This window comes from Pseudomonas sp. BN505 (assembly GCF_029873175.1).
Classification (GTDB): Bacteria; Pseudomonadota; Gammaproteobacteria; order Pseudomonadales; family Pseudomonadaceae; genus Aquipseudomonas; species Aquipseudomonas putida.
Map to the genome: position 1 here is coordinate 12268 of NZ_SSOI01000063.1, position 25456 is coordinate 37723.

Annotated in this window: 23 protein-coding genes; 6 read left to right on the forward strand and 17 right to left on the reverse strand. The window is 63.0% G+C overall.

Annotated features, from left to right (window positions below):
• Position 1 precedes the first annotated feature (1 nt).
• Genes tssE through tssB form a run of 3 tightly spaced genes read right to left on the reverse strand, consistent with a single transcriptional unit; the run spans position 2 to position 2420 of the window.
• A complete protein-coding gene (gene tssE / locus E8E78_RS19610; RefSeq protein WP_049275561.1) occupies positions 2–412 on the reverse strand; it encodes a type VI secretion system baseplate subunit TssE in 411 nt (136 codons plus the stop codon).
• Positions 409–1899, reverse strand: a complete 1491-nt coding sequence (gene tssC / locus E8E78_RS19615; protein ID WP_049275562.1) for a type VI secretion system contractile sheath large subunit — start codon at positions 1897–1899, stop codon at positions 409–411. Before tssC ends, tssE begins: the two co-directional genes overlap by 4 nt.
• A gap of 17 nt (positions 1900–1916) precedes the next feature.
• Positions 1917–2420 carry a type VI secretion system contractile sheath small subunit gene (gene tssB / locus E8E78_RS19620; RefSeq protein WP_049275563.1) on the reverse strand — a complete coding sequence of 168 codons (504 nt, stop codon included), beginning with the start codon at positions 2418–2420 and terminating at the stop codon, positions 1917–1919.
• 420 nt (positions 2421–2840) lie between these two features.
• On the opposite strand from tssB, the gene vasI reads away from it, so the two are divergent.
• The 3 genes from vasI to tssM are packed head-to-tail and all read left to right on the forward strand — an operon-like array spanning position 2841 to position 8472.
• On the forward strand, positions 2841–3398 hold the full coding sequence (gene vasI, locus E8E78_RS19625; protein WP_232876824.1) for a type VI secretion system-associated protein VasI: 558 nt from the start codon (positions 2841–2843) through the stop codon (positions 3396–3398).
• Positions 3386–4849 (forward strand): type VI secretion system protein TssA, encoded by a 1464-nt coding sequence (tssA, locus tag E8E78_RS19630; protein ID WP_049275564.1) that lies wholly within the window; start codon positions 3386–3388, stop codon positions 4847–4849. Before vasI ends, tssA begins: the two co-directional genes overlap by 13 nt.
• Positions 4846–8472: a type VI secretion system membrane subunit TssM gene (tssM, locus tag E8E78_RS19635; protein ID WP_114942385.1), complete on the forward strand. Its 3627-nt coding sequence runs from the start codon at positions 4846–4848 to the stop codon at positions 8470–8472. The genes tssA and tssM overlap by 4 nt, the downstream gene beginning before the upstream one ends.
• Before the next feature lie 19 nt (positions 8473–8491).
• Here tssM and E8E78_RS19640 read toward each other — a convergent pair whose 3' ends face one another.
• Genes E8E78_RS19640 through E8E78_RS19655 form a run of 4 tightly spaced genes read right to left on the reverse strand, consistent with a single transcriptional unit; the run spans position 8492 to position 13069 of the window.
• Positions 8492–10174: an FAD-dependent oxidoreductase gene (locus E8E78_RS19640; RefSeq protein ID WP_049275566.1), complete on the reverse strand. Its 1683-nt coding sequence runs from the start codon at positions 10172–10174 to the stop codon at positions 8492–8494.
• A gap of 42 nt (positions 10175–10216) precedes the next feature.
• Positions 10217–10537, reverse strand: a complete 321-nt coding sequence (locus E8E78_RS19645) for an NIPSNAP family protein (protein WP_016500295.1) — start codon at positions 10535–10537, stop codon at positions 10217–10219.
• Positions 10522–12255: an FAD-dependent oxidoreductase gene (locus E8E78_RS19650; RefSeq protein WP_049275567.1), complete on the reverse strand. Its 1734-nt coding sequence runs from the start codon at positions 12253–12255 to the stop codon at positions 10522–10524. Before E8E78_RS19650 ends, E8E78_RS19645 begins: the two co-directional genes overlap by 16 nt.
• A 4-nt stretch (positions 12256–12259) precedes the next feature.
• Positions 12260–13069 (reverse strand): shikimate dehydrogenase, encoded by an 810-nt coding sequence (locus E8E78_RS19655; protein WP_049275568.1) that lies wholly within the window; start codon positions 13067–13069, stop codon positions 12260–12262.
• A gap of 151 nt (positions 13070–13220) precedes the next feature.
• Here E8E78_RS19655 and E8E78_RS19660 point away from each other — a divergent pair, with 151 nt between their 5' ends.
• Positions 13221–13991 carry an IclR family transcriptional regulator C-terminal domain-containing protein gene (locus E8E78_RS19660; protein WP_049275569.1) on the forward strand — a complete coding sequence of 257 codons (771 nt, stop codon included), beginning with the start codon at positions 13221–13223 and terminating at the stop codon, positions 13989–13991.
• Positions 13992–14066: 75 nt separating this feature from the next.
• On the opposite strand, the gene E8E78_RS19665 is transcribed toward E8E78_RS19660, so the two are convergent.
• From E8E78_RS19665 to E8E78_RS19695, 7 genes are read right to left on the reverse strand one after another with little or no spacing between them, the layout of a single operon-like run.
• Entirely contained in the window at positions 14067–15110 is a 1044-nt protein-coding gene (locus E8E78_RS19665) for an ABC transporter substrate-binding protein (RefSeq protein WP_016500291.1), read from the reverse strand.
• Entirely contained in the window at positions 15107–16243 is a 1137-nt protein-coding gene (locus E8E78_RS19670; RefSeq protein WP_049275570.1) for an FAD-dependent oxidoreductase, read from the reverse strand. The genes E8E78_RS19665 and E8E78_RS19670 overlap by 4 nt, the downstream gene beginning before the upstream one ends.
• Positions 16240–17598: an FAD/NAD(P)-binding oxidoreductase gene (locus E8E78_RS19675; protein WP_049275571.1), complete on the reverse strand. Its 1359-nt coding sequence runs from the start codon at positions 17596–17598 to the stop codon at positions 16240–16242. Before E8E78_RS19675 ends, E8E78_RS19670 begins: the two co-directional genes overlap by 4 nt.
• On the reverse strand, positions 17595–17885 hold the full coding sequence (locus E8E78_RS19680; RefSeq protein WP_043201539.1) for a (2Fe-2S)-binding protein: 291 nt from the start codon (positions 17883–17885) through the stop codon (positions 17595–17597). The genes E8E78_RS19675 and E8E78_RS19680 overlap by 4 nt, the downstream gene beginning before the upstream one ends.
• A 14-nt stretch (positions 17886–17899) precedes the next feature.
• Positions 17900–18694, reverse strand: coding sequence for an ABC transporter permease (locus E8E78_RS19685; protein ID WP_016500286.1), 795 nt, complete (start codon positions 18692–18694; stop codon positions 17900–17902).
• A gap of 4 nt (positions 18695–18698) precedes the next feature.
• A complete protein-coding gene (locus E8E78_RS19690; RefSeq protein ID WP_049275572.1) occupies positions 18699–19568 on the reverse strand; it encodes an ABC transporter permease in 870 nt (289 codons plus the stop codon).
• On the reverse strand, positions 19565–20584 hold the full coding sequence (locus tag E8E78_RS19695) for an ABC transporter ATP-binding protein (RefSeq protein WP_049275573.1): 1020 nt from the start codon (positions 20582–20584) through the stop codon (positions 19565–19567). Before E8E78_RS19695 ends, E8E78_RS19690 begins: the two co-directional genes overlap by 4 nt.
• A gap of 249 nt (positions 20585–20833) precedes the next feature.
• On the opposite strand from E8E78_RS19695, the gene E8E78_RS19700 reads away from it, so the two are divergent.
• Positions 20834–21661 carry an IclR family transcriptional regulator gene (locus E8E78_RS19700; RefSeq protein ID WP_049275574.1) on the forward strand — a complete coding sequence of 276 codons (828 nt, stop codon included), beginning with the start codon at positions 20834–20836 and terminating at the stop codon, positions 21659–21661.
• Between the two features lie 146 nt (positions 21662–21807).
• Here E8E78_RS19700 and E8E78_RS19705 read toward each other — a convergent pair whose 3' ends face one another.
• Positions 21808–23664, reverse strand: a complete 1857-nt coding sequence (locus E8E78_RS19705) for an ABC transporter ATP-binding protein (RefSeq protein WP_049277302.1) — start codon at positions 23662–23664, stop codon at positions 21808–21810.
• Positions 23665–23783: 119 nt separating this feature from the next.
• Entirely contained in the window at positions 23784–24029 is a 246-nt protein-coding gene (locus tag E8E78_RS19710; RefSeq protein WP_162465295.1) for a hypothetical protein, read from the reverse strand.
• On the opposite strand from E8E78_RS19710, the gene dapA reads away from it, so the two are divergent.
• On the forward strand, positions 24028–24897 hold the full coding sequence (gene dapA / locus E8E78_RS19715) for a 4-hydroxy-tetrahydrodipicolinate synthase (protein WP_049277304.1): 870 nt from the start codon (positions 24028–24030) through the stop codon (positions 24895–24897). The genes E8E78_RS19710 and dapA overlap by 2 nt on opposite strands.
• A 104-nt stretch (positions 24898–25001) precedes the next feature.
• Here the strand turns inward: dapA and E8E78_RS19720 are convergent, their stop codons facing one another.
• Positions 25002–25235: a hypothetical protein gene (locus E8E78_RS19720; RefSeq protein WP_049277306.1), complete on the reverse strand. Its 234-nt coding sequence runs from the start codon at positions 25233–25235 to the stop codon at positions 25002–25004.
• Between the last annotated feature and the right edge of the window lie 221 nt (positions 25236–25456).

A 25456-nucleotide genomic window follows, 5' to 3' on the forward strand; every position in this document is an offset into this window, starting at 1 on the left:
GTCACCTCACTCGGGTGTAGCGGTTGTGCCCGTTGACCATCAGCTCGAGCTGCAGCTGCTCTGCGTGGTTGTTGACCTGGACCAGGCAATCCAGCCTGAAATGCAGCTCTAGCGGGGCATGAGCATCGGGCACTGCTTTGAGCGTGCGAATCTGTATGCGTGGCTCGAAGCGCTGCAGGGTGCGGCGGATATCCGCGCTCACCTGCACAAGCAGGTCGCCGTTGTTAACGTCATGCCCGTTGAAGTCGCGCAGGCCCAGCTCAGGGCTGCTCTGGGAGCACCCCAGGCGGGCATTCAGCAGCGTTTCGAGGTGGCACTTGATGGCGGCGAACTTGTGGGAAGCGCTCTCCCGTCGGGAAGGCTCCCGACTGGTAGCCTGATCCCGCATCAAACGATCAAAAAGACCACTCATTGCGTATCGAGCCGGCCGACCAGGGAGATTTCGAAATTCGCGCCCATGTACTTGAAGTGCGGGCGCACGGCGAGCGAAACCTGGTACCAGCCCGGGTCACCGGCAACATCCGAGACCTCGATTCTGGCGGCTCGCAGTGGCCGGCGGCTGCGAACGTCGGCAGACGGATTCTCCTGGTCGGCGACGTACTGCTTGATCCATTTGTTCAACTCGGACTCAAGGTCACGGCGCTCCTTCCAGCTACCGATCTGCTCGCGCTGTAACACCTTGATGTAGTGAGCCAGCCGGTTGACGATGAACAGGTAGGGCAACTGGGTACCCAGCTTGTAGTTGGTCTGAGCCTCCAGCCCCTCGGGGGTTTTCGGGAAGTTCTTGGGCTTTTGCACCGAGTTGGCCGAGAAGAACGCGGCGTTGTCGCTGTCTTTGCGCATGGTCAGGGCGATGAAGCCCTCTTCGGCCAGTTCGAATTCCTTGCGGTCGGATATCAGCACCTCGGTAGGAATCTTGGCCTGCAACTGGCCGAGGGCTTCATACAGGTGAACCGGCAGGTCTTCGACGGCGCCGCCCGATTGTGGGCCGATGATGTTCGGACACCAGCGGTAGCGGGCGAAGCTGTCATTGATGCAGCTGGCCAACAGAAACGCAGAATTGCCCCACAGGTAGTTGTCGTGCTGCCCGGCGATGTCTTCGTCGTAGTTGAAGCTCTGGATCGGTTGTTCCTGCGGGTGGTAAGCGGAACGAAGCATGAAGCGAGGCCCGGCCAAGGCGACGTGGCGGGCGTCTTCGCTTTCACGAAATGCACGCCACTTGGCATGCCGTGGGCCGGCGAAGAGGTCTTTTATTTCCTTGAGGTTGGGCAGCTCCTCGAAACAGCTCAAGTTGAAGAACTCGGGGGCAGGTGCGGCAAGAAATGGAGCATGGGACATGGCGCCAACGGAGGCCATGTAACTCAGCAGCTTGATATCAGGGGAAGAGGGGCCGAAGTTGTAGTTGCCAACCATGGCCGCAACCGGCTCTCCCCCGAATTGGCCGTAACCTGCGGTATAAACATGTTTGTAGATACCGCTGCAGGTGATGTCCGCAGCATTTTCGAAGTCGTCCAGCAGGTCCTCTTTACTGGCATGCAAGATTTCGAGCTTGATGTTTTCCCTGAAGTCCGTGCGGTCGACCAGAAGTTTCAGGCTGCGCCATGATGATTCGAGCTGCTGGAACTCAGGCTGATGCAGAATGGCATCCATCTGTTTGCCGAGTACCCGGTCGATTTCGGCAATCATCTGGTCGGCCCTGTGCTTGTTGATCAGTTGATCCGGGTCATTGCTTTTGAGGATTTCGGCAATGAACGCAGATACGCCCTGCCTGGCAACCTGGTAGCCCTCTTGAGCAGGTACCAATTTGGTTTCTGCCATGATCTGGTCCAGCAAGGAGGCACTGCCCAACGTGTCGGTCGTTGCGTCTGTGGTGATGGTGGTGCTGCTTGGCTTAGGCATGGGGACGCTCCGTAGTCTCAGTCTTCGTCGGGTGCTTCAAGCACCAGGTCCAGTTCTTGGGCGAGTTGTTTACGGGCCTGCTCGTTGTTGAGCAGGTGCTGCAGTTGCTTGCGGAAGGCGGGGACGTTGCCCAGCGGGCCTTTCAGGGCGACCAGCGCTTCACGCAGCTCCAGCAGCTTGTTCAGCTCAGGCACCTGGCGCGCGATCCGGTCCGGTCCGAAGTCGTTGATGGACCTGAACTGCAGGTGGACCGCCAGCTCGGCATCCGGGGCGGTGCTGAGCCTGGAGGGCACAGACACGTCCAGGCTCACGTCGGCGTCGTTCAACACGCTGTTGAATGTGTGTTTATCAATGCGCACGACCTGGCGGTCCTCAAGCGCACGGCTGTCATCCAGGCCGAAGTCGCCCAGAACCAGCATCTTGTGGGGCAGCTCCACCTCAGCCTGCTCATTGCTCGTCGCGGGGACATACTTGATATTGACGCGTTCTTTAGGTGCGACGGATCCCGTGCTTTTAGACATCAGTACGTAACTCCCTGTTGAGTTGTAGGAGATTTAGAAGCAAGTTGTATTTAATGTTGTTGTGGTCTTGTAGGAAGTTTCCTGCATATGTTTAATTGGTCGGGCTGGTTGTCCGTTTTCTATAAAAACCATGCATGGAAAAGTGTCCGGTGGTCGAGCGTGAAGATGTAAGTAAATATTTGTTTGTGTGCATTCAGAACTCTGTACTAGGCTTCCGCTGGATTTGTTCGAGTTGGCTGCATGCGCATATGTGCATTGGCATTTATTTGTAGGAAAGTTCGCGCCGTCATATAGGCCGTTTGTACTATTTCAGAGAGTAAGTTCAGGATGATTAACCGCTGTGCATATGGCGCTGGTCTCTCGTTGCTGTTTTGTCTGCAATCGGGGCTGGCGGGCCCCACGCGGGACTGTCCCCGGATTGTGTCCAACGTCGAACGACTGGCCTGTTTCGATCAGGCTGCGGGCACGCCGGCGTACACACCAAAACGACAGTGGTCAGCACCGGAGCAGCAGGCTCCCAGTGTGTTGCGCGTGATGGCAAATGAAGCTGCACGGGCACCGGATGACCTGACGTTTCGCATCGGCAGCCAGACGCAGGACAGTCCAGGCGCACCAGCGCTCGTGATTTCGGCACCCGCCATTGCATCGGGTGATGAACGTACCTACATGGCGATCAGTTGCATCCAGGCCATCTCTCGGCTACAGCTGATTGCCAGGCGCCCGATCGATGCAAGTTGGGTCAAGGTACGGCTGACCGGGGAGGGCTGGTCTACCCGTGAGACGTCCTGGCAGGTGATGGAGAACGGGCAGGTGCTCGATGCGGGGCGGGGCCTGCCAGCCATCGAGCAGATCAGGAAGCTGATCGGTGCCCAGCGTATCGAGGTTGTGAGTGAGCACGGCGAGGTCGACGGGCTGACCTTCGATGCTCAAGGCCTGGATCCGCTGATCAGCCAGGCGCGAAGCACATGCCGGTGGTAGCGCAGGTATCCGCGGCCGAAGTCGCTCGGCTGCTCGCACCGATTGATCCAGCAGTGCCTGCCGGGCTGTTCGATGTCGAGGACGAAACCTACCAGGCCATTGACCAGGAAATGGTAAAGCTGGGTGGGCTGCAGCACGCCTCGATCGACTGGGTCTACATCGAAGAAGCGTCCCGTCAGTACCTGAGCCAGCAATGCAAGCATTTGCGAATTGTTGCGCACCTGAGTGCCGCATGGCTGCGTAGCGGCTGCTGGGAGCGTTGGGGATTCAGCCTGGCGCTGTTGGCCGGCATGATCGAGTGCTACTGGGAACCTGCTCACCCCAAGCCGGGGCCGAAAGGCTTTCTGGGCAAGCGCAAGCTGGTTGGCCTGGTAGTCAGCCGCTTGGTCGAGGCGCTACCGCGTCTTGACCGTTTCACCTTTAGTCCTACTCATGCAGCGGCGGCGCAGGCAGCGTTCAACCACCTGCAGCAACAGGGCGCGGCACAGCTGGAGGCAGCTGTTCTCGACGAATTGGGGCGCCTGCTGCGAAAGCACATAGAGCTCGCCAACGGTGTCGGCGAGGGTGCGATACCCAAGGCACCGGCGGCGACCGTGAAACCTGCGCCGCTGGCCGACGTCATCGCCACACCCGCGTCACACCTGTCGATGGGCAATGAGCGTGAGACACGGCGGGCTGTGCTCGCCATGGCCGAGCTCATCAACCAGCAGGACCCTTATGACGCCACTGGCTACCAGTTACGGCGTTTTGGGTTGTGGGCGCACATTCAGGCTGCTCCCCCGGCCAGGCAGGGCAACCGGACGGAATTGATGGCGGTTCCGCTGGATATCACGCGGGTCTATGAAGAGGCCATTGCCAGTACGTCATTTGACCCTGCGCTGCTTCAGCGTATTGAAAAAAGCGTGACGGCTTGCCCCTACTGGATTCGTGGCAGCTTTCTGGCTGCGACCGTTGCCGCACGGCTGGCGATGGGCGAGGTTGCTGAAGCCATCCGTTGTGCGACTGCCCGGTTCGTACAGCGAATGCCGGCGCTGCAGCAGTTGTGCTTCAGTGACGGCACGGTGTTTGTCGACGACCAATGCCTGGCCTGGCTCAAAGGCACGCAAGGGCCCTCCGAGCAAAGTTCAACCTCCCACGAGTTTGGCGGCCTGCGCGAGGAGCTGGTCAGCCAGTTGGAAACCACTGGTGTAGAGCCGGTGCTCCTCAGGCTGCAAGGGCTGCAAGCGGGCTTTCGTGCTCCCCGTGAGCGCTGCCACGCCACCGTGATCGCTGCCGACCTTCTGGCCGCACGGGGGGTGTCGTGGCTGGCCCAGGACCTGTGCGCCAGCGTTGCCCAAACGATGCAGCAAACCACCGCCAGTGCGTGGGAGCCAGAAGTGTTCCAGCGGCTTCAGCAGTACGCGACATCCCCAGCGCTGGCAGTTCAAGACAAGGATCAGGAGCCTCGATGAATCAAATATGGACGCAACTCAAACGTTGGGGCTTGCCGTGGGTAACGCGCATTGGCCTGGCGCTGCCGCTGCTGCTTGGGCTTGGCGCCTTGCTGATGCTGGTCGCTATCTGGTGGCTTGGCCCGCAATGGATGTGGCGTGAGCAACAGCCGCTGGCAAGTGTGGCTCATCGCAGCGTGGCAAGCCTGGTACTCGTGCTGGTGCCGCTTTTGTGCTGGCTTGTGGTGGTGCGCCGGCGCTTACGCCGCCTGCAAGCAGAACGCCGGCAGGCACGCGCCGTCGAACTGGATGGCGCGCTACCGTTCATGCAGGCGCAAGAGAAGGCGTTGAGCCAAGGGCTTGAGCGATACCTCGACAATGCCGGTGGGCGACGCGCCCTGTACCGGCTGCCCTGGTACCTGGTGTTGGGCGATGAAACATCCGGTAAAACCAGCTTCATCGACCACACCGATCAGCGCTTTACCCTGACGCGAATCGACCAGGCCCAGGCACGGGGTCGGCAGGCTGAAGCACCGGCTTACCCGGTCGGTTGGTGGGTCAGCGACGATGCCGTGATCATTGACCCGCCCGGTATCTTCATCAGTCAAAAGCCCCCGGCTGGCTCGGCCGCCAACGACCCCTCCGAGGCTGGACCCTTCGCGGCGCTCGGTACCGAGGCCAGGTTGTGGGAGCACTTGTTGAGCTGGCTTGTGCGTAATCGAAGCCAGCGGGCGCTTAATGGTGTGTTGCTGGTCGTCGACTTGCCGGCGCTGTTGCATGGCAAGCCCGACCAACGCGTCGCGCTGGCCCATGGGCTGCGCACACGCCTGTACGAAGTGAGCACCCAGCTGGGGTCGCGCCTGCCACTGTACGTGGTATTGACCAAATTCGATCTGCTGGACGGCTTCGACCAGTTCTACGGCAAGCTTCCCGCCGCCAAGCGTGAAAGCCTGTTGGGGTTCACGTTCAAGCTCGATGCAGTTGAGTCGTTCGATGCCTGGCTGGATGAGTATGACGAGCACTACGGGCAGCTTCTCGCCACATTGAACGAGCAGGTCATCGATCGCCTGGACGTACTGGGCAAAACAGCGCCGTGCGGGCGCCTGTTCTCACTGCAAGCCCAACTGGTCGGGTTGCGACCCATATTGCTGGCATTTCTGCGCGAAGCCTTGGCAAGTGACCGTTTCACCACGCCACCGTTGGTACGTGGTGTGTATTGGTCGTCAGTGGTGCAGCACGGCGACATGAGCAATGCATTTGTCCGTGAAGCGGCACAGCCCTACAAGACGAAACTTCCCCTGCGTGAGGGCAAGGCGCAGGGCAAGGCGTTGGTCTATTTCATCCAGCAAGCATTCAGGCGGGTTATCTATCAGGAGGCCGGCCTGGCGGGCGACAACGTCCGGGTAGCGCGCAGCAAGCGCCAATTGCTGTGGATTGGTTCTGGCGTAGGCCTCCTGGCGTTCAGTATCGCCATCGCCAGCTGGCAGCGCTACTTCGATATCAATAGCTCCAAGGCTGCCAGTATGTTCGCCAAAACCCAGGAGTACAGCCGTCACGAAGTCGATCTGCGGCTTGATCCGACCGGGCGCAACCTGCTGGAGCCACTGGACCAGATTCGCGATGCGGTGGCGGTGTTTGGTGACTATCGCGCGGCGTGGCTGGGTGTTGCCGATTTTGGTCTGTATCAAGGGCGCAACATTGGCCCCCTGGTTGATGAGGCGTACCTGAGCTTGTTGTCCAGGCGTTTCTTGCCGGCGTTGGCCAGTGGTGTGATCGATGCCATGAACGCAGCGCCCTCTGGCAGCGAGCAGCAAATGGCCGCGCTCAGGGTTTACCGGATGATCGAGGATCGCGACAGCCGCCGGCCCGAATGGGTCGAGGACTGGATGGCCCGTCATTGGCAACGGGCATTTCCTGGGCAAGGGCAACTGCAGCGTGACCTCATGCAGCATTTGAAGTACGCCTTGGCCTATGCAGACACGGATTTGCCGCAGTACCGTCAGCGTGTCAGCGAAGTGCAGCAGGCGTTGCGCAAATTGCCGTTGCCACAGCGGGTCTATGCAGGGCTGAAGCAACAGGCGCAAGAGCAGTTGCACAGCGGTCTGGACCTGCGCCACCAGGTAGGGCCTGCGTTCGATGTGGTGTACCAGCCGTCTTCCGGGGCCAGTCAAGGGGAGAAGGAGGTACTGCTGGCCGCCATGCTTACCGCCAAAGGCTTCAGGGAATACTTCGAGCCGCGCAGCCAGCGGTTCGCTGAAATGGCGATGGTCGATCAGTGGGCCTTGGGCGAGCGCAGCCAACTCGACTATTCGGACGTCGACCGCAATGCGTTGACCGAACGGCTGCATAACCTCTACAGCGCCGATTACATTGACAGCTGGCGACGCGCCTTGAATGCATTCACCGTCGCCGACTTCCGTGATCTGGACCATGGTGTCACGGTCCTGCAGCAGTTGACCGGCCCAGCAGCACCTTTGCAGCGGCTGCTGGATACGGTCAGGGATAACACCTCACTCGCTTCACCGGCAGGTGTTGAAATAACGGGTGAACTGAATACGCTGCGCTCAGCAACGGGCAAACCCGAGCAACAGCAAGCGTTGGCCATCCAGCGGGCGTTTGCAGGCTTGGGCGCGATGCTGCAGGCGACAGGAGAAAAGCCGAGCTACTACGATGAAACCCTTGGCGCTGTCGCGGCCGTGCTGGACTACGCCAAGGCCGTACAGGACAGCCCGGACCGCGGCAAGGCCGCACTGCAAGCTGTGCATCAGCGCTTTGCGATGACCGGGCATGACCCGATAGGCACCCTTCAACGTATTGCCACAGGCTTGCCGGAGCCCATCAACCACCAGGTCCGAAAGCTCGCCGACCAGACCGCCCAGGTGCTGAACGTTGAAGCACTGCGCGAACTGGAGCGGCGTTGGGATGCTGAAGTGTACAGTTTCTTCCAGCAACGTCTGGCAGGCCGCTACCCCTTTATGGTGAAGGCACCCGATGCTTCACTGGATGACTTCGAGGCGTTCTTCGGGCCGAAAGGGAGGCTGCAGCAGTTTCATGATCAGTACCTGGAGGTCTTCCTGAAGGAGAACCTTGAGGCCTTGCAGTCCGCTCAGCACGGGCAATCCTTGATTCGCGCCGACGTGATCGAGCAACTCGAGCTGGCGGATCGCATCCGCGAAACCTTCTTTGACCAGCGCGGCAAGTTGAGTGTGCAGTTCAGCATCGAGCCGTTGGGGCTCAGCGCTAACCAGCGCACCAGTCTGCTGGACCTCGATGGTCAGCTGATTTCCTACACCCATGGGCCGAGCCAGATCACCGGGATCGTCTGGCCCAATACTTTGGGGCAGCAGGTGCGCAGCAACCTTACCTTGCTGAGGCAGAACGGTAACAGCAGCAGCCTGGAGTACCGCGGGCCATGGTCGATGTTCCGCCTGCTCAGCCGCGGCTCACTCAATGGGCGGACGCCAACCAGCGTAGACCTGAGCTTCCGGACCGGTGATGGCGTGATGCGCTATCGACTGAATGCTGAAAAAGCCTTCAATCCCATCACCCAGCAACCGTTCAAAAGCTTCCGGTTGCCGCGAGGGTTGTTGCAACAGCCGCCCAAGGTGGCTCAGGTAGAGCAGGCGCATGGGCAGCCTTTATGAAAATCAGCCCTTGCGGTGTTCACTGTGAACGCAGGCCACTTAACGCTCTACCGGCCAGATACCCAAAGGTCATCCCCGGGCCAAGGGTAATACCACCACTCGGGTAATACCCGCCCATCACGCTGTGCATGTCGTTACCCACCGCAAACAGCCCGGGTATCGGCTGCCCCGCGTGGTCCAGCACCCGGGCCGAGGCGTCGGTGCCCAGGCCAGCGAAGGTGCCAAGGCTGCCTGGCAGCAGTTTAACCGCATAAAACGGCCCCTCCAGCAACGGCCGAAGCGACGGGTTGGGTGCCTGCTGCGGTTCACCCTGGGCCCTGTTGTAGGCCGATGCGCCGCGCTGGAAGGTCGGATCTTCACCCTGTGCCGCAGAGTGGTTGAAACCGTCCACAGTGCGCTGCAACTGCGCGGCATCGATCCCGCAGCGCTTCGCCAACTGTGCCAGCGTGGCGCCGCTGTGCAGGTAGCCACAGCGTTGGTAAAAGCGGATGGGGAAGGGAAACGGCTTGGCCCAGCCGATGCCGTAGCGGCGTTGCGCGGCGTGGTCGCATATCAGCCAGGCTTCAGGCGGCTCGCCTTGCGGCGTGGCAGCGAACAGTGCGTTCATGAAGTCATGGTAGCAATCGGCTTCGTTGACGAAGCGTCGGCCATCGCGGCGCACAGCAATGAAGCCGGGTTTGGCGCGGTCGATCAGGTGCGGGAAATGGCCGAAGGTACCATCTTTGCGTGGTACCCGCGAAACCGGTGCCCAGGCACCGGATTGCGCCAGCTTGGTACTTACCAGGCCACCGGCCTGTTCACCCAGGCGCAGGCCGTCGCCGCTGTTTTCTTTGGGCGCTGCAGAGTAATGCCGGGTTCCATCCGGCGCATGCGCCATCAATTGAGCGATGCGCTTGCGGTCGTGCGGGAAGCCGCCACAGGCCAGCACCACACCCCGGCGTGCTTGAATCGCCTGGCCATCGGCAAACAGCGCGCCGCTGACCCGGCCTTCCCCCAACAGGCGGCTGGCCGGCTTGTCGGTCAGCAGCGTCACACCCAGGTCCAGGGCGCTGCGCAGCAGGCGTGCCACCAGTGCGTTGCCGTTGACCAGTTGCTGGCCGCGTCGGTGCAGCAGCAGGTCGCGCCCGTGGCGCAGCAGGCGTTTACCTACATGCAACGCTGCCTTGGGCGAGTGTGTGGCATTGAAAAAGGCGGCCATGTCGGCGCCGCCGGCAATGCCCATGCCGGCCAGGCTGACGATGTCCAGCGGCGGGCGCAGCTTGTGCAGCCAAGGCCCGAGCAGGCGGCCGTCGTAGGGCAATGCGCACAGCGAACGGCCGCCGTTTGCGCTGCCGTCACCTTCGCGCATGTCAGGCATGCGGCTACCGGATTGAAACTGTACAGCGGTGTGCTGTTGGAAAAACGCCACCATTTCGGGGCCGTAGCGCAGGAACGCACGCTGGCGTGGGTCCAGCTCGTGCGTATGGGTTTGCGCACGCAGGTAGCGTTCTGGGGCATCGTCGTTTTCGACGATGCCTTCGGCAACGGCCAGCGGGTTGCGCGGAACCCACAGCCAGCCCCCCGACCAGGCGCTGGTGCCGCCCAGCTGGCGGGCTTTTTCCGCAACGATCACGTGCAGGCCGTGATGCGCGGCGGTAACGGCGGCCGCCAGGCCAGAGGCACCGGAACCGATGACGAGTACGTCGCATTCGAGGGGTTGCATGCAAGGGTTCCGCTCAGGCGTTGGTAGGAGATGGCTTACGGTTTACTGCAGCGGCGAAAAGCCGGTGGGCCGCATCAGCCGCGATTGCAGGCGTACTACTGCCGCCAGTTCGCGGTTGCGCCGGGAGAATTCCGCCCAGCGCGGGTCGGCTGCCATCGCGGCGCGGCGGGCGATGCGCTCGTCGAGGCTGGCATAGCCCCAGATGTGCACCACCTGGTTGACGTCGCCGAACTCGCTGGTGAAAAAGCCCACCAGGTTACCCAGGTGCTCGCTTTGCACTTCCAGCGCATGGCTTTGGTACAGGGCCAGCCAGTCGGCCATTTTCAGTGGGTCGAGGGTGTAGGTTCTCAGTTCGTAGTACATGCCGGGGTCTCCGTTTGGGTGGCCGGCGCCTGCAGGCGCGCGGTGATGTGGTTGGCAGCGAGCCAGCCGAAGGTGAGGGCGGGGCCCAGGGTGATGCCGGGGCCGGGGTAGGTGCCTTTCATCAGTGAGTTCATGTCGTTGCCGACCGCATAAAGGCCGGCAATTGGCTGGCCGTCGCGGTTCAGCACGTTGGCCTGGGCGTCGGTCACCAGGCCGCAGGCCGAACCGAGGTCGCCGGTGTGGATACGGATGGCGTAGTACGGCCCGCTCGCAAGCGGCGCCAGGCATGGGTTGGGGGTGTGCTGCGGGTCGCCCATGTAGCGGTTGTAGCTGTTGCCGCCTTTGCCGAACGCGCGGTCGATGCCGTTGCAGGCGTCGGCGTTGAATTGCTCCAGGGTGTGCACGAATACCTGCGGGTCGACTCCGATGGCCTTGGCCAAGGCTTGCGGTGTTGCCGCCTGATACAGGTAACCGGCGTCGATCAGCGCCTGGTTGTTCACCGGTTTTGGCCGCGCCAGGCCCAGGCCATAGCGGTTCATGGCCTCGGCGTCGCAGACCAGCCAGCAGCTGGAAAGGCCGTTGGCGAACATGGTCTGCACGAAGTGGTGGTAGGAGTCGGATTCGTTCACAAAGCGCCGCCCGGCCGGGTTCACCGCGATCACGCCGGGTTTGGCGCGGTCTGTAACCAGATGCGGGAAGCGCTCACGCTCGCCACTTGCGTGGCGCAGTTCGGAAACCGGCGCCCAGAAAAAGTTGGCCGCCAGGCCCTCGCCCTGCGCTGCCGAAACAGCGCGGCCAAGGCGCAGGGCAGCGCCGTCGTTGGCAGCGGGTGACATGGTCAGGTGCGGTGCTTGCTGGGCTGGCCGGTAGCCAGCGGCGAGTGCGCCCGCCGCGAACCCGCCCATGGCGCACACCACACCGCCGCGGGCCAGTACCCGTTCACGGCGCCCCTCGTGCTGTACCACCACGCCCGTGACCGCGCCCTGTTCAACGATCAGTTCCAGGGCCTCGCTGCGCAACCACAGCTGGGTGCCATGGGCAAAGGCGCTGGTGGCCAGGCGGGCGATCAGTGCGTTGCCGGTAGTCAACCGGGTGCCACGCGGGTGCTGCAGGCGGTCCCGTGCGTAACGTGCCATCAGTTTCAGGCAATGCCACAACGACCTGGGCGAGCGGCGAATGCTGAGGAAATGCTGGATATCCACGCGGTTGACCATCATGCCGCCGAACAACAGCATGCCGGGCGGTGGCATTTGCAGGTCCTTGAAGCGTGGGCCGAGGTGCTTGCCGTCGTACTCGACCATTTCCAGCGCCCGGCCAAACTGGGTGGCGCCAGGGGCATCGGGGTAATAATCCGGGGAGTGCGGTCGAAGGGCGTAGCGAAGCTCGGTGTGCTGTTCCAGCCAACGCAGTGCCTGGTGGCCATGTTCGATGAAGGCGTCCGCGAGGGCTGGGTCGTAGCCGTCGCCGATCACATGTTTGAGGTAGGTGCGCATGGCCTCGGGTGAATCCTTGGCCCCCGCGGCGCGAGCTTGATCGGTGCCATACAGCCACACCGCGCCGCCGGATATCGCCGAGGTGCCGCCAAAACGTTCGGCCTTTTCCACTACCAGCACCTTCAGCCCACGGCGCGCCGCCGTGGCGGCAGCGGCAAAACCACCGGCGCCGCTGCCCAATACCACCAGGTCAAAGCTGTGTTGTATGTGTTCAAGAGTCGCCATGGCCTCAGATCTCCTGCGGCGTCACGCCCATGAAGGCGCCAAGGTGGCCGAGTTGGGCGAAGGCCATTTCCGGGCCGGTCTGGATCGCGCAGCCTACTTGCCGGGCGCGGTTCAGCAGCGGGGTGATTTCGGGCGAAGTGACCACGTCGGCGACCAGGGTGTCTGGCTGCAACGTGGCCAGCAGGGCAGCGGACAACGGCAGTTCTGCGCCTGTGCCCATGCCGACCGGGGAGGCGTTGGCCACCAGATCGAAGTCTTCCAGCCCACTTAACTGCGTGCTGACCGAAAGCCCCGGGAAGGCATTGCCGAGCAGTTCGCACACAGCGCCCATGCGCGCTGTGCTGGGGTCGCTGAGGGTAATGCTGACGATACCTGCCTCGCCCAGTGCGTAGCTGATGGCACTGCCAACACCGCCGCAACCGATCACCAGCGCCCGTTTGCCCGCCGGGTCAAAGCCGTGCTTGCGCGCAGCACCGAGGAAGCCGGCGCCGTCTACGTTGTCACCCAGCAGGCGCCCGTCGCGCTCGCGGCGTATCACATTGACCGAACCCAAGGCAGCCGCACGTTCGCTCAAACCATCCAGGCGGCTGGCCAGGGCCTGTTTGTACGGCACGGTGACCACGCACCCGCGCAAGTTCTGCCAGCCGCGCAGGCTGTCGGCAAAGCTGCCCAGCGCGGCTTCGTGCAGGTCGATGGGCAGCATGGCGACGTTGCAGTTGTTGTTGGCGAACCAGGTGTTGAAGTTCTCGGGGGACTTCACCTGGGCAATGGGCGAACCGACGATGGCAACCAGTTCAGTGGAACCACGAATCATGCTGACCTCCTTATTGATGTTGTTGTGGAGGCAAGCGTGATGCAGCGGCCGAAGAGCAACAATGCGTTGATCGGGCTTTTGATGCGATAATCGCAATCATGATCCGGTTATCGCAGTAATCGGCTGTTTTTTTCACTTGCGAGTCGTAAAGATGAACACGCCCGCCATCCACCCCCGCGACTTGATCGCCGGCTTGCAGAAAGGCCTGGCCCTGATGCAATTGTTCAGCGCTGAGCAACCGCGCCTGAGCGTGCCGCAGACGGCCAGGTTGTCTGGCCTTACGCCGAGTGCCGCACGGCGTTTTTTGCTGACTTTGGTGCACGAGGGCTTTGCCGAAACTGACAGCCGCGAGTACTGGCTGACGCCCAAGGCTTTACGTATTGGCCAGGCGTACGTGGACTCTGCGCAACTGCCGCGCATGCTGCGGCCGATTGTCGAGCAGGTGGCGCGCCAGACCCAGGAGCATGTGTCGGTGGGTACCCGCGATGGTGACGAGATCATCCACCTGGTGCGCAGCCGGTATAGCCATGTGGCGTCGTTGTCGATCAGGCCCGGTTCGCGGGTGCCAATGTATTGCACGGCCGGCGGGCGGATCTGGCTGGCCTGGCTGGGTGAGGGGGAGCGAGGTGAGTACTTTGCACGCAACCCGTTGCGGGTGTTGACGCCCTACACGCTCACAGACCGGGCACAGCTGGAGGCGGAATTGCACCGGGTGAAGGGGCAGGGCTTCTGTATTGTTGATCAGGAATATGAAATCGGTATGCGGGTGCTGGGTGTACCGTTGCTGGACCGTGCCGGGCAGTTGAAAGCGACGCTGACCATCACGACTCATGCCTCGCGGTTGAGTGTTGATGAAATCCGCATGCGTTATTTGCCGCCCCTGTACGAGGCGCAGGCGCTGTTGCGGCCAGTGCTGGATTGAGGCGCCATGCAGGCGGGGTGGCGGTGCCCGCTGGCCGGCACCTGGGGCGCCGGCAGCGAGCCAGGGGGCCTCGGCCTATCGCTCGATCTGGCGATTCCAGCGGGCGTTCCATTCCGGGCGCTGGGTGTTGACCTGGTCCCAGTCGATGGTCACGGCAGTTTGCAGGTAGGTCTGCATGGCCTCGACCTGGCCACGGGTCTTGTCGCTGGTCGGGGTATTGGGGTTGGACGGGATCTGGTCACCCAGCTCCAGTGCCGGTGCTTGCGCCTCAGGGCTGAGCAGGAACTGGGCAAGCTTTTGCGCCAGCTCCGGCTGGTCGTTGTTGGCGGTGACGCATTCGGCCTGGTTGAGCACCACGGCGCCTTCCTTGGGCGCGGCGTATTCCACCGGGATGCCCTTGAGCTTCAGGGCCGTCACCTGGGTAGGGGTGAGCGGGAACAACGCGGCCTCATCGGTTTGCACCATTTCCGAAAGCTTGGCCGAGTTTGGGATGTACTCCAGCACGTTCGGGCCAACGTTCTTCTTCCAGGCCGTGAAGCCCGGGTTGACGTCGGTATCGCTGCCACCGTGCAGGCGGTTGTACATCAGGAAACCGTGCAAGCCGAAGGTGGATGACGCCATCGACTGGAACACCACTTTGTCCTTGAAGCGCGGGTCGGCCAGGTCGTTCCAGGAGGTGGGTGTTGCCCAGCCTTTTTCCTTGAACAGGCGGCTGTTGTAGGCAAGCCCGGTCACCCCCAGGCTGACGGCGGCGGCCTTGTCCTTGATCAGGGCCTTTTCCGGCAGCTGGGCCAGCGTCGGGTTGGGCTTGAGCGTGCTGCACAGGCCCATGCCGATGGCGCGGTACATGATGCCGTCATCCAGCACCATCACGTGGATCGACGGCTTGTTCGGCGTGGCCTGGACCTTGGCCAGGATGTCGGCCGAAGTGCCGGGGACGATCACCACTTTCACCCCGTTGGCCTTCTCGAACGGGGGCAGGATGTTGTCGCTGAACAGCCGCTCCATGGTGCCGCCATTCATGCCCAGGTACAGCGTGGGTTGCGCCATGGCGGGCAGGCAGGCGAACAGGCCAGGTACGGTGCAGAACAGCGCGAGCAAACGTTGCTTGTGCGTCATGACAGGTTTTCCTTGTAGTGGTGGCTGGGCTGAAAACGGTTGATGGAGAAGGCCGCCAGGCTGATGGCCGGCGCGCCAATAAGGACGCATTGCGCCAGGGCTTCCCCGGCAGCCGGGCCAATCTGAAAACCGGCGCCGGCAAAGCCGAAGCCATGCAGCAGGCCGGGTCGGCGCAGGCTGGGGCCGATCACGGGTTCGTCATCGGGCAGGTAGCCTTCGGTGCCGCTCCAGGTGCGAATCGCCTGGGCGCCGGCCAATGCCGGGTACAGCTCGGTGGCATTACGCAGGATGTCGAGCACTGCGGCTTGCCCCGGGCGGGCGGTGGTCGGGGTCAGGGCAAAGCCGCGCCCACCGCCCAGCACGCAGTTGCCGCGGGCCACCTGGCGGGCGTAGATACCGCCGCCTTCGACCCCGGTGCTGGCGGTCATGAATAGCGGCAGTGGTTCGGTGACCAGCATGGCCGGGTGGGCCGCCGTCAGCGGCACCGCTTCGCCGAAGTACTCGGCCAGTTGCGCCGACCAGGCACCGGCGCAGTTCAGCAACCAGGGTGCCCTGAAGCACTGGCCTGTGCTGGTGCGCACGGTGAAGCGCTGGCCGTCGTGGTCTACCTCCAGCACTTTGCATTGTTCGTGCAACTGGGCGCCGCTGTGCCGGGCCGCCTGGGCGAAGGCGGGTGACACCAGGCGCGGGTTGGCATGGCCGTCCTCGGGGCAATATGACGCGCCGACGGCGATATCGCCCACCCAAGGGAAGCGCTGGCGCAGTTCGCGGTGCTCCAGCAGTTGCAGGCGCAGGTCAAAGGCCTGGGTCCGACGGGCATAGGCCTTCAAGGCGTCGAAGTCGGTTTGGCTGCGTGCCAGCTTCAGGTGGCCGCTGCGGGTGTACTCGCCGTCGATGCCGATCCACTCGCGCAACTGCCCCCAGATGGCATGGGCACGCATCGACAATGGCAGCTGGGCCAGCGAGCGGCCTTGGCGACGGACCCCGCCATAGTTCACCCCGCTAGAGTGCGAGCCACAGAAGTCACGTTCAAGCAGCGCCACCTGTTTGCCACCGCGGGCCAGGGTCAATGCAGCGCTGCTGCCGACGATGCCACCGCCGACGACAATGGCGTCCACCTCGATCCGCTTCATGGTTTGATCTCCAGGCCGAAGGGCAGGGGCTTGACCGGTGCCTGGCCACGCAGGCGCCCGACCTGGTCAATGGGCCGACCGCTTTCGCAGGCAATCAGTTCGGCGGCGGCGGCCCCGCACACACGGCCCTGACAACGGCCCATGCCGACCCGGCACATGGCTTTGACCCGGTTGATTTCCCAGTGCCCGGCGCGCACGGTGGCGCGGATTTCGCCAGCGCTGACCTGTTCACAGCGGCACACGGTCAACGGGTCCGGGGCCTGCCGCGCCCACTGCTCGGGGAACGGAAAGGCCTGTTCCAGGCCCTGGCGAAAGCGCTGCAGGGTAGCCAGGCGTTTTTCCAGCTGTTGCTGGCGTTGCGGGTTGCCAGGTTTGCCGAGGTCGGCCAGCAGCGTCAGGGCGGCCAGTTCACCGGTCATTTCGGCGCCGTCGGCACCGAGGATGCCGGCGCCGTCGCCAGCCAGGTACACACCGGGGCTGCTGGCGCGGCCTTGGGCGTCACGTACCGGTAGCCAGGCGCGGTTGAGGCTGTTCCAGGTAAACTGGCAGCCCAGCAGGTCCGCCAGCTGGGTTTCGCTGCGCAGGGCGTGGGCGAATGCCACGGCGTCGCACGCCAAGCTGTGTTGCTGGCCATTGCGCGACCAGCGTACGGCGCTGGCGCGTAGCTCGCCTTCGATGCCCAGCAGCGTCACCCCCTGATGCACCGGCACGCCTTTGCGGGTGAGCCAGGCGCGGTAGTACAGGCCCTTGGCAAAGGTGCCCGGCTGCAGCAACAGGCGCGGCAGGGCGCGTACCTGGGCGCTGAACGGCGAGGTGTCGAGCACTGCGCTGACAGTGGCGCCGGCCTTGGCGTACTGGTAGGCCACCAGGTACAACAGCGGCCCGCTGCCAGCCAGCACCACCCGCTCGCCGATGGCGCAGCCCTGAAACTTCAGCGCGATCTGCGCGGCGCCCAAGGTATACACCCCGGGCAAGGTCCAGCCGGGGATCGGCAACACGCGGTCGGTAGCGCCAGTGGCGACGATCACCCGATCGAATGCCAGGCGATCGGCCAACCGGCCCTGCTGCAAGGTGTCCAGCACCTGCTGCTCGGCATTCCACACCAAGGTTTCCGGGCGGTAGTCGATCTGCTCGCGCAGTTGTTCAAGGGTGTTGTGCAGGGCCCGGGCCTTGTCCGCCTCGAAGCCGTACAACGCTTTGGCCGAGCGGCGAAAGTTGGCCGGCTGCTGGCGGTAGATCTGCCCGCCGCCACGGCTGGCTTCGTCCAGCAGCACTGGGCGCACGCCATGGGCCACGAGGGTTTGCGCGGCGCGAATGCCGGCGGGGCCGGCACCAATGATGACGGTTGCGCTCATGGCTGGCGCCCCGGTTCGCGGGTGACACACTGGCCCGGTTCCAGAAAGGTCGAGCAAGCGCGCACCCGGCGGCCGTCCTGCAGGCGTACCCAGCAGTCCTGGCAGGCGCCCATCAGGCAGAAACCGGCGCGCGGTTCGGCGCTGAAGTCGCTGCCACGCAAGTGGGTGGCGTTGGTCAGGATGGCGGTCAGCAGGGTATCGCCGTTCATGCCTTGAGCCGGTTGGCCGTCGAGCAGGAAGGGCAACGGTTCGCGGTCGTGTTCGGCCACGCGCTTGAACAGCGGCATAGGGGCATTCCTTGTCATTGCTTGCCCACCAGCACGCGGTCCAGGCCATACACGCGGTCCAGGGCGATCATGGTCAGGGCGGTGACGGCAATCACCAGCGCCGAGACGGCGGCCATCATCGGGTCGATGGACTCGGTGGCGTATACGTACATGCGCACCGGCAGGGTCTGGGTGGCAGGCGAGGTGACGAAGATCGACAGGGTCACTTCGTCGAAGCTGTTGATGAACGCCAGCAGCCAGCCACCGGCCACGCCGGGCAGAATCATTGGCAGGGTGACCTTGCAGAACAGCGTGATGCGCCCGGCTCCCAGGCTTTGCGCGGCCTGTTCGGCGCTGCGGTCGATGCCGATGGCGGCAGCCAGTACCAGGCGCAGCACGTAAGGAGTAATGACCACCACGTGGGCGAACACCAGCCAGGTGAAGCTGCCATTGACCCCAAGCAGGGCGAACAACCTCAGCAAGGCCACACCCAGCACCAGGTGCGGGATGATTATCGGCGACAGCAGCAGGCCGTTGACAAAGCCCTGGCCAGGGAAGCTGTAGCGGGTCAGCGCCAAGCCCGCCGGCACGGCGATCAGGGTGGCCAGCGAGGCCGCCAGGGCGGCGAGTTTCAGGCTGTTGTAAAACGCGTCGAGGAAGTCGGCACGCTCGAACACAGCGCTGAACCAGCGCAGCGAGAAGCCGGCAGTGGGCAGGCTCAGGGTGTTTTCCGGGGTGAATGCCACCAGGCACACCACCCCCAGCGGGGCGAGCATGAACAGCATCACCAGGGCATGAAAGGACAGGGCCAGCGGGCCGTTACGGGTCATCGGTTCACACTCCAAGTGCACGTTTGTAGCGGCGTTCGACCAGCCGGTTCCAGCTGAGCATCACCAGCAGGTTGATCAGCAGCAGGGCGACGGCGATGGTGGCGCCCATGGGCCAGTTCAGTTCGGCCAGGTACTGGTCGTAGATCATGGTGGCGACCATCTTCAGCCGCCGCCCGCCCAGAAGGCCCGGGATGGCGAACGAGCTGGCGGCCAGGCCGAACACGATCAGCGTGCCCGACAGCACACCGGGCATGATCTGTGGCAGCACGATCCGGCGGAATACTGTCCACTGGCTGGCGCCCAGCGACAGCGCGGCCTGCTCGGCGGCCGGGTCGAGCTTTTGCAGCGAGGTCCACACCGGGATGATCATGAACGGCAGCATCACGTGGACCAGGCCGATGATCACCGCAAACGGGGTGTACAGCAGCTTCACCGGCTGCCCGCCGAGGGCGCTGATGCCTTGGTTGATCAGGCCGTCAGAGCCCAGCAGCAGGCTCCAGCCGAAGGCGCGCACCACCACCGAAATCAGCAGCGGGGTCAGCACCAGGATCAGGAAGATCGAGCGCCACGGCGCGCCCATGCGGCTGAGGACCATGGCTTCGGGGATGCCGATCAGCACACACAACAAGGTGACCAGGGCACTGATCCAGAAGGTGCGAAAAAAGATTTCGTAGTAATAGGTGTCGGTCACCAGGCTCAGGTAATGGCTGAAGGTGTACTGGCCGGCCTGGATACCACTGGTGTAGTCGAACGCGTTGAACGACAACAGCACAGTCAGCCCCAGCGGCATCACCAGCAACGCCAGGAACAACAGCAGGGCCGGGCTGCTAAGGCCGTAGCCCCAGCTGTTGCTGCGCAGTTTTGCCGTACTCATGCGGCCACCTCGGCTGTGTTCAGCACCCGCAGCAGGGCATCGTTCCAGTCCAGGCCGACCTGGGTACCTTCGTCCAGCGGCGTGCTGCCATCGTTGGCGCGGACCACCGCCAGGTTGCCCAAGGCGGTATCGACGCGGTACAGCCACTGGCTGCCAAGGAAGTAACGGCAGCTGACGCGGCCTGCCAGCTTGCCGCTGCCGGCTGCACCCAGGCTGATCTTTTCCGGGCGCAGGCTGAGGGTCAGCGGGCCCTGGGCGGCTGCCTGCGGTAACCCGCCGGGGCCTGTGACGCCATGCAGGCGGTTTGCCTTGCCGACAAAGTCGGAAATGAACGGCGTGCCCGGGTGCTCGTAGAGACGGTAGGGGTCATCGATCTGGGTGATGCGCCCGGCTTCCATCACCACCACCCGGTCGCTGATCGACAGGGCTTCGGCCTGGTCGTGGGTGACCATCAGGGTGGTGATGCCTACTTCGTTCTGGATACGGCAGATCTCGAACTGCATCTCTTCGCGCAGGTGCGCGTCCAGGTTTGATAGCGGCTCGTCCAGCAGCAGCACCGGCGGTTCGATCACCAGTGCGCGGGCCAGGGCTACACGCTGGCGTTGGCCGCCGGACAGTTCACGCGGGTAGCGTTCGGCGTGCTTGTCCAGGCGTACCAACGCCAACGCCTGGTCGACGCGCCGAGCGATCTCGGCGTTGGCCACCTTGCGCATGCGCAGGCCGAAGGCAACGTTGTCGCGCACGGTCATGTGCGGGAACAGCGCGTAGCTCTGGAACACCACACCCAGGCCCCGGCTGGCCGGCTTGGCGTGGGTGATGTCGCGGCCGTCGAGGACGATGCGGCCACTGGTGACCTCGACGAAGCCAGCAATCATCTGCAGGGTGGTGGTCTTGCCGCAGCCAGAAGGGCCGAGCAGGGAGACAAACTCGCCTTTTTCGATGGCCAGTGACGAACTGGCCACTGCCTCCGTAGCGCCATAGCGCTTGCAAAGCTTGTCGATCAACAGAAAGGTCATGGCTGTGCTCCATCGCAAACGGAACCGGGGTAACCCGGCAGTTTCAGGGTGGGCAGAGCGCCAGCGGCGAAAAGCAATGCTTTTACGGACGTTGGCGCTCGCTTCTATGGCGGCGGCCGATGTTGTGATATCGCCCTATGGACCGGAGAGTAGGGCAATGATTAGGATGGCGACAAAGAGTAATTTCACTGAGTGACAGCTATTTTGAAATTATTCCACTCAATGAAATTTTTATGGGTTTAACGAAAAATGGATTCCGGTAAACGAAATGAACACGCCAAGGAAGTTGGCGTAAGTGCAGTGTCGCGTTTGTTCGCCGTGCTGCGCGCGCTAGGTGATTGCGGGGGGGAGGGCGAGAAGGTCAGCCAGCTGGCGCTGCGGGTTGGCCTGGCGCAGCCCACCACCCATCGGCTGTTGCGTAGCCTGATCGAGGAGGGCATGGTCGACCAGTGCGCCACCAGCAAGCGTTATCGGCTGAGCCTGGATTTCTTTGCCCTGGCGGCCAAGGCCGGGCAGGCGGGCAACCTGCGCGATGTGGTGCGCCCCAGCCTGCTGCGGTTGTCGGCTTCGCTGGGCGATTCGCTATTTCTGCTGGCGCGTTCGGGGTTCGATGCCGTGTGCCTGGACCGCAGCGAAGGGCCGTACCCGATCCGTACCTTTACCGGGGACATCGGCGGCCGCGTGGCGTTGGGCGTGGGGCAGGGCAGCCTGGCGATCCTGGCCTTCCTGCCTGAGGAGGAGCGGGACGAGGTGATCCGCTACAACCTGCCGCGGTTGAAGGACTTTCACCATTACGACGAAGTGTTGCTGCGTGCCGAAATCGACAACGTGCGCAGCCTCGGCTACGCCGGGCGCAACACCGGAGTGCTCGACGGCATGGCCGGCCTGGCAGTGCCGATTCTGGACCGGAACGGCCATGCGGTGGCAGCGTTGAGCGTGGCGACCATCAGCGACCGCCTGGGGCCCAATCGCATGCCCACCGTGGTGGCATTGCTCAAGCGCGAGGCGACGGCGATTGGCGAACGGATCAACCCCTTCGACCCGGTGCTGCGCCGGCCCTCGCATGTGTTTGGTTGAAGTACCAGATTCAGGTAGGCGCGATCTCAGTGGGGGCAACTGCCTTGCACAACATCTAAAAGCTGGCGCGACCATTGGGGAGCGGGCATGCCCGCGAACACCGGCGCAGCCGGTGCCATCCATCGCGTTGCCAGCTTCAGGTGAGCCTATTCAACCGCCTCGGCCACGCCCTGGTCTTCACCCAGGAATCCACCGCTCTGGTGCTGCCACAGTCGGGCATAAGTACCGTTCTTCGCCAACAGCTCGGCGTGGGTACCTTGCTCGATGATGCGCCCTTCATCCATCACGATCAGCCGGTCCATGGCGGCAATCGTTGACAACCGGTGGGCGATGGCGATGACGGTCTTGCCCTGCATCATTTCGTCCAGGCTTTCCTGAATCGCCACTTCCACTTCCGAGTCCAGCGCACTGGTGGCTTCGTCCAGCAGCAGGATCGGTGCGTTCTTGAGCATGACCCGGGCAATGGCGATGCGCTGGCGCTGGCCCCCAGATAGCTTGATACCGCGCTCGCCCACCAAGGTGTCGTAACCGTTGTGGCCCTGGCGGTCGCTGAGCTGGCTGATGAAACCATCGGCCTGGGCATTGGCTGCAGCGGCGCGGATTTGCGCGTCGGTTGCGTCCGGGCGCCCATAGGCGATGTTGTCACGGATCGAGCGGTGCAACAGCGAGGTGTCCTGGGTGACCATGCCGATGGCGCTGCGCAGGCTGTCTTGCGTCACCTTGGCGACGTTCTGCCCATCGATTCGGATTTCGCCACTGTCCACGTCGTAGAAGCGCAGCAACAGGTTGATCAAGGTGGACTTGCCAGCGCCGGAGCGGCCGACCAGCCCCACCTTTTCGCCTGGGCGAATATGCAGGCTCAGGTCGTTGAGCACCTGGCGCTCGCCGTTGTAGTTGAAGCAGACCTTGTCGAAGCTCACCGCGCCGCCGCCGGTTACCAGCTCGGTGGCACCCGGCGCATCCTGTACCTTGGGGCCGCGGGTGAGGGTGGCCATGCCGTCTTGCACGGTGCCGATGTTCTCGAACAGCGAGGTCATCTGCCACATGATCCAGTGCGACATGCCGTTGATACGCAGGGCCATGGCGGTAATGGCCGCGACCGCCCCTGTGCCGACCTGGCCCTGGTGCCACAGCCACAGCGCGTAGCCGCCTGCACCAAAGATCAAGCCCACCACCAGTGCCTGGTTGACGATCTCGAACTGGCTGACCAGGCGCATCTGGCGAAAGCCGGTTTGCTTGAAGTCCTCCATGGCCGCGCGGGCAAAGTGCGCTTCGCGTTTGGAGTGCGAGAACAGCTTTACCGTGGTGATGTTGGTGTAGGCATCGGAAATCCGCCCGGTCATCGACGACCGTGCGTTGGCCTGTTCTTGCCCGACCTTGCCCAGGCGGGGCACGAAATACAGCATGGCCAGCCCGAACAGCACGAGCCAGGCAATGAACGGCAGCATCAGTTTCAAGGCAAAGCCACCGGCCAGGGCGATGATTGCAATGAAGTACACGCCGATGCCGGGCAGGATCTCGATGAGCGTGAACAATACCTCGCGCACCGCCAGCGCTGTCTGCATCACCTTGGTGGTAACACGGCCAGAAAACTCGTCGGAGAAGAACGACAGGCTCTGGCGCAGCATCAGGCGATGGAAGTCCCAGCGCAGGCGCAGCGGCAAATTGATTGCCAGCACCTGATGCTGCACCAGGGTGCGCAGCGCCACTAGCCCGATGCTGGTAACCAGGACGATGCCTATCCCCCACAGTACGTGGCTTTCCTGTGTGCTGGCGGCGGCGCCACCGGCCTGCCAGGCCGAGAGCAGGTCGACCACCTGGCCGAGGAACGCAAACAGCCAGGCTTCGTAAATCGACACCCCGGCACTGAGCAGTGCCAAGGCAAGAATGTAACCGCGAGCGCCCCGGGTGCAGGCCCACATGAAGCGCAACAGGCCAACTGGCGGCGGCGGTACTTCGTCAGGGGGGAAGGGGTCTAGCCAGCGTTCAAAAATGCGAAGCATGCGTGTCTCCGGTAAATCAGCATCTGCCTGACAGGTAACCATACCGCACATCGGCATGCTCTACCTGGGCAACACGAGGTTGACATCTGGTCCGCCGCCCCACCATTATCCAGCCATACCTACGCAACGGGCTTTCTCATGATGTCCACATCCAACCACGCCATTTCCGCTTCGGGCTTCATTGCCCAGGCAGGCGCGTGCGTTGCCGTTGCCAAGAAATCCAAGAAACAGCCGCTCATCTGACCGAGGCGCGCTGTCTCGTCAGGTGGGCTGACGAGACAGAAGGCGCCAGGTATCCCTGCCAGACCACTTCGACTCTTCACCCGCTGACGCTGACTTTCGGTCAACATCAGGAGTTTTTGCATGTCGAATTTCCGTGGTATCTGGATCGCCCTCGTCACACCCATGCGCGCCAATGAAGTGGACTTCGCCGCACTGGAAAAGCTGGTGAAGAAGCTGCTTGAAGACGGCGTAGCCGGTTTTGTGGTGTGCGGTACCACGGGCGAAGCGGCAGCACTGTCCAAGGCCGAGCAACTGGCCGTGCTGGACGCGGTGCTGGCCTGGGTGGCGCCAGGCCAGGTGGTGATGGGCCTGTCGGGTTACAATCTGCGCGAACTGTTGGCGTTCCAGGCCGAAATCCAGCAGCGCGACATTGGCGGGCTGCTGGTGCCGGCACCTTGCTACATCCGCCCTTCGCAGGCTGGCATCGAAGCGTTCTTCAATACCGTAGCCGATGCCGCCAGCGTGCCGCTTATCGTGTACGACATCCCTTACCGCACCGGCGTTCGCATCGAGCGCGAAACCTTGCGCCGGATTGTGCGCCACCCACGCATCGCGGCAGTCAAGGACTGCGGCGGCGACAGCGAAACCACCATGGCCCTGATCCAGGACGGCCACGCCCAGGTGCTGGCCGGTGAAGACCTGCAAATATTCAACAACCTGTGCCTGGGCGGTGCAGGGGCCATTTCGGCTTCGGCGCATGTGCATGCACACCTTTACATGCGCATGCTGCGGCAGGTCGATAGCGGTGACTGGGCGGCTGCGCGTGGCACGTTCTACCAGTTGCTGCCCTGGATCAAAATGGCTTTCGCCGAGCCCAACCCTGCCGTGGTCAAGGCCGTATTGCAGTTGCAGGGGTTGATGAGCGACGAGCTGCGCGAGCCGATGCAGCCATGCACTCAACCAACCAGAGACAAACTGCTGGCGGTGCTGGCGCTACCCGGTGCCCTGTAGGAGCAGCCTTGTGCTGCGAAGAGGCCTTGAACCCGAACAAAGCCTTGGCGCTAGCACGAAAAAGCCAGGTATCAGCCTGGCTTTTTCGTGCCTGGTTTTTACCATCAGAAGTCCTTGCTTACCGCCGTTTGTGCGTGGTCCTCTTGCTGCTGTTGTTTGGCTTGCACCTGGGCGATCTGCTGTTTCTGCTCGGCCGTGTCATTGCCCCAGAGGCGTGCCTGCTCCGCCAGGAAGTTCTGCTTGAACTGTTCAGCCCGCTGAGAGCCGTCTTCAGCATGCACGGCGCCGGCCAGGCCAAGCAGCACACTGCCAATCGCGATGGTTTTTATCAGTTTCATGATGCACCTCGGTTTCCTTGCAGGCTTGCCTGCGTAGGGTTATCGCCCGCTTGCTTGGGCAACGGTCTGGCCACTTGGGCGCAGTGGGCCATGCCAGTACCGTTTCAGCGGCAGCGCGCAGCACACCAGGTTGCGCGAATGCCGGCTTCGATGGCGGGTTTGCCAGCAGGTGCTTTACTTTCAGCGTTGGTGTTCATGATGCCTGCTCCCGTTGTTTCGAA

What these genes read in the sequence shown, in the direction of transcription:
- E8E78_RS19660 (WP_049275569.1), top strand. Translation starts at nt 13,221, where the DNA reads ATGAACACGCCCGCCATCCACCCCCGCGACTTGATCGCCGGCTTGCAG.
- E8E78_RS19645 (WP_016500295.1), bottom strand. Translation starts at nt 10,537, where the DNA reads ATGTACTACGAACTGAGAACCTACACCCTCGACCCACTGAAAATGGCC.
- E8E78_RS19640 (WP_049275566.1), bottom strand. Translation starts at nt 10,174, where the DNA reads ATGCAACCCCTCGAATGCGACGTACTCGTCATCGGTTCCGGTGCCTCT.
- dapA (WP_049277304.1), top strand. Translation starts at nt 24,028, where the DNA reads ATGTCGAATTTCCGTGGTATCTGGATCGCCCTCGTCACACCCATGCGC.
- E8E78_RS19680 (WP_043201539.1), bottom strand. Translation starts at nt 17,885, where the DNA reads ATGCCGCTGTTCAAGCGCGTGGCCGAACACGACCGCGAACCGTTGCCC.
- E8E78_RS19720 (WP_049277306.1), bottom strand. Translation starts at nt 25,235, where the DNA reads ATGAAACTGATAAAAACCATCGCGATTGGCAGTGTGCTGCTTGGCCTG.
- E8E78_RS19690 (WP_049275572.1), bottom strand. Translation starts at nt 19,568, where the DNA reads ATGAGTACGGCAAAACTGCGCAGCAACAGCTGGGGCTACGGCCTTAGC.
- E8E78_RS19695 (WP_049275573.1), bottom strand. Translation starts at nt 20,584, where the DNA reads ATGACCTTTCTGTTGATCGACAAGCTTTGCAAGCGCTATGGCGCTACG.
- E8E78_RS19700 (WP_049275574.1), top strand. Translation starts at nt 20,834, where the DNA reads ATGGATTCCGGTAAACGAAATGAACACGCCAAGGAAGTTGGCGTAAGT.
- tssA (WP_049275564.1), top strand. Translation starts at nt 3,386, where the DNA reads ATGCCGGTGGTAGCGCAGGTATCCGCGGCCGAAGTCGCTCGGCTGCTC.
- tssM (WP_114942385.1), top strand. Translation starts at nt 4,846, where the DNA reads ATGAATCAAATATGGACGCAACTCAAACGTTGGGGCTTGCCGTGGGTA.
- E8E78_RS19665 (WP_016500291.1), bottom strand. Translation starts at nt 15,110, where the DNA reads ATGACGCACAAGCAACGTTTGCTCGCGCTGTTCTGCACCGTACCTGGC.
- E8E78_RS19710 (WP_162465295.1), bottom strand. Translation starts at nt 24,029, where the DNA reads ATGCAAAAACTCCTGATGTTGACCGAAAGTCAGCGTCAGCGGGTGAAG.
- E8E78_RS19685 (WP_016500286.1), bottom strand. Translation starts at nt 18,694, where the DNA reads ATGACCCGTAACGGCCCGCTGGCCCTGTCCTTTCATGCCCTGGTGATG.
- E8E78_RS19705 (WP_049277302.1), bottom strand. Translation starts at nt 23,664, where the DNA reads ATGCTTCGCATTTTTGAACGCTGGCTAGACCCCTTCCCCCCTGACGAA.
- E8E78_RS19670 (WP_049275570.1), bottom strand. Translation starts at nt 16,243, where the DNA reads ATGAAGCGGATCGAGGTGGACGCCATTGTCGTCGGCGGTGGCATCGTC.
- E8E78_RS19655 (WP_049275568.1), bottom strand. Translation starts at nt 13,069, where the DNA reads ATGATTCGTGGTTCCACTGAACTGGTTGCCATCGTCGGTTCGCCCATT.
- tssE (WP_049275561.1), bottom strand. Translation starts at nt 412, where the DNA reads ATGAGTGGTCTTTTTGATCGTTTGATGCGGGATCAGGCTACCAGTCGG.
- tssC (WP_049275562.1), bottom strand. Translation starts at nt 1,899, where the DNA reads ATGCCTAAGCCAAGCAGCACCACCATCACCACAGACGCAACGACCGAC.
- E8E78_RS19650 (WP_049275567.1), bottom strand. Translation starts at nt 12,255, where the DNA reads ATGGCGACTCTTGAACACATACAACACAGCTTTGACCTGGTGGTATTG.
- E8E78_RS19675 (WP_049275571.1), bottom strand. Translation starts at nt 17,598, where the DNA reads ATGAGCGCAACCGTCATCATTGGTGCCGGCCCCGCCGGCATTCGCGCC.
- tssB (WP_049275563.1), bottom strand. Translation starts at nt 2,420, where the DNA reads ATGTCTAAAAGCACGGGATCCGTCGCACCTAAAGAACGCGTCAATATC.